The sequence below is a fragment of the Methylovulum psychrotolerans genome (genome assembly GCF_002923755.1).
In the GTDB taxonomy this organism is placed as follows: Bacteria; Pseudomonadota; Gammaproteobacteria; order Methylococcales; family Methylomonadaceae; genus Methylovulum; species Methylovulum psychrotolerans.
The window spans coordinates 1-2,471 of sequence record NZ_PGFZ01000054.1 but is presented as its reverse complement, the minus strand read 5'-3'; the positions used below and the strand labels follow the sequence as shown (position 1 = coordinate 2,471).

At 53.5% G+C, this 2,471-nt stretch carries 3 protein-coding genes; 1 reads left to right on the top strand and 2 read right to left on the bottom strand.

Annotated elements, in window-relative coordinates; genetic code table 11:
- Positions 1 to 154: 154 nt before the first annotated feature.
- Positions 155 to 862, bottom strand: coding sequence for a ComF family protein (locus AADEFJLK_RS23420; RefSeq protein ID WP_103976012.1), 708 nt, complete (start codon positions 860 to 862; stop codon positions 155 to 157).
- 61 nt (positions 863 to 923) lie between these two features.
- Between AADEFJLK_RS23420 and bioB the strand changes: the two genes are divergently transcribed.
- Positions 924 to 1,886 (top strand): biotin synthase BioB, encoded by a 963-nt coding sequence (gene bioB, locus AADEFJLK_RS23415; RefSeq protein ID WP_103976011.1) that lies wholly within the window; start codon positions 924 to 926, stop codon positions 1,884 to 1,886.
- A gap of 171 nt (positions 1,887 to 2,057) precedes the next feature.
- Here bioB and AADEFJLK_RS25355 read toward each other — a convergent pair whose 3' ends face one another.
- Positions 2,058 to 2,255, bottom strand: a complete 198-nt coding sequence (locus AADEFJLK_RS25355) for a ParE family toxin-like protein (RefSeq protein ID WP_103976010.1) — start codon at positions 2,253 to 2,255, stop codon at positions 2,058 to 2,060.
- Positions 2,256 to 2,471: the final 216 nt, after the last annotated feature.

Below are 2,471 nucleotides of genomic sequence, written 5' to 3'. Positions count from 1 at the left end.
GTTGGGTGGCGAGCGAGTGACCAGGACGGCTGGGGCAGCCGAAGGCATAAGCGGTCGCGTGATTTTTGCTGATTGACCGGCAAGGATGCCGAAGCAATCTTTCGCAAAAATAGCGACTCCCCTTTTCGCCCCCTATTCCCCCCATTAACCTTCTTCACGCCCTAGCGCAAACCCACACATCCACCCGTTCCACCCCGGCTTTTTTCAACACTTTCGCCACTTCATGCACCGTACTGCCGGTGGTCATCACATCGTCGATGATCGCTACATGCCGGACGTTTAACGGTTTGGCGACGACAAACGCGTGGCGTAGGTTTTGACGGCGCTGTTTGGCACTCAGGCGGCTTTGTTGCGGGGTGTCGTGGCAGCGTTGGCACGCGTCGACGCTTAAGGGAATGCCTAAGGTATGGGCGACGGTGCGGGCGATTTCCAGCGACTGGTTAAAACCGCGCTGGCGGTAACGGTGCTTATGCAGCGGCACGGGGATCAGCAACTGGGGCGTTTCGGCGTTTTGCCGTACCGTCTCGGCCAGCAAATGCCCCAGCAAGCGGGCATTTTTATAATGCGCCGCAAACTTTAAGCCCGTCACCAAATAGCGCAACGCATCGTCATAAACAAACGCGGCATGGGTTTCGTCAAACGCCGGGCGGCGGCTGATGCAGCGTCCGCAGCGCAGGGGCACGGCACTGGGGCTGGGCAGGGGTTCGGCGCATTGGTAGCAATGCTGGGTAGGGCGCAACAATTGCCCGTAACACGCTTGGCACAAATCACGGGGCCGCTCGCCCGCATTGCCGCATAACAGACAGGTAGGCGGTAGCGCGTAATCCTGTATAATATTAAGCCAGTTGTCTACCCAATCCATAATAACAAGTTGATAAGTGTGGTTTTACGCTTAACAATAACTATAGCCGGAGTCGCCCCCAATGTCTTTATTACGCCATGATTGGCAGCTTGCCGAAGTTCAAGCCCTGTTTGCCCTGCCCTTTAACGACTTGATTTTTCAAGCCCAAACCACCCACCGGGCAAACTTTGACCCGAACGAAGTGCAAATCAGCAGCTTATTGAGCATCAAAACCGGCTCCTGCTCAGAAGACTGCGGCTATTGCCCACAAAGTGCGCGTTATGATGCAGGCCTCACCCCCGAAGCTCTGATGCCGATAGCCAAGGTGCTGGAATCGGCGCAACAGGCCAAAGATCAAGGCGCGTCACGGTTTTGCATGGGCGCGGCGTGGCGGCAACCGAAAGACCGCGATATAGAGCGGGTGGTCGAAATGGTGCAAGGCGTTAAAGCCCTAGGCATGGAAACCTGTGTCACCTTAGGGATGCTGACCGATAGCCAAACCGCGCGGCTGAAAGAAGGCGGCTTGGATTATTACAACCACAATTTGGACACCTCGGAAGACTATTATTCCGAAGTCATCACCACCCGCACTTATAAAGACCGTCTGGACACCCTGGCGCGGGTGCGGGATGCGGGGATTAACGTCTGTTGCGGCGGCATCGTCGGCATGGGCGAAAGCAGTGCCGACCGCGCCAAACTGCTGATCGAACTGGCGAATATGCCCAAACACCCCGAAAGCGTGCCGATTAACATGTTGGTGCAGGTCGAAGGCACACCGTTAATGGGTACCGAACCGCTAGACCCTTTGGTGTTTATCCGCACCATCGCCGTCGCACGGATCATGATGCCAACCTCACGGGTACGCCTGTCGGCAGGCCGTAAAGAAATGAGCGACGAAATGCAGGCGCTGTGCTTTTTGGCGGGCGCGAACTCGATTTTCTATGGCGACAAACTGCTGACCACCGACAACCCGATGACCAACCATGACATGGCGTTGTTTGATCGGTTGGGCTTGCATTCAGGTGGTTCCAGTTACGCGAATTAAGCAGGAGCCGCGTAGGTCGGGCACGCTGTTTTGCCCGACAGATTGCCGCGCGACTGGCCATACCTTGTATTTGCACCATCGCCCTTAAGCGTGTTGACTGCTAGGTACGGTTGCCCAGATTCTGGCGGAACGGGCAAATGTCGGGCAAAACCGCCTGCCCGACCTACGCGGCTAAAGCTGTTTAAGCAATTTATCATAAACTTGATGTGAGCCAATCCAAAACCATAGGATTTCATGGTTTTGGATAATGCCCACCGCCCGATAATCCTTATTGACCCTAACCGAATAAATGGGCTTAGTGGCGTGGACACATTTAAATTGTAAACTCGGATGAGAGGGGTCGCGCTTGAATTGCTGATACTCGATCATCCAGTTTTTAATATTCGGATAAATAGCTCAGCTACCGGATATTGAAAAGTTTAACAAATTAATTTAAAACAACAAGTTGCAATGGAATCCGCCCCCCTCCCCTGATGGGGAGGGATGGGGTGGGGAGAATCTAAATAAGGCTTTTTTCATTAATCAGACAGAAAGCAGTCTGATTAAAATCTCTAAGCCATAAGTATAAATCATTGATTTTATTCT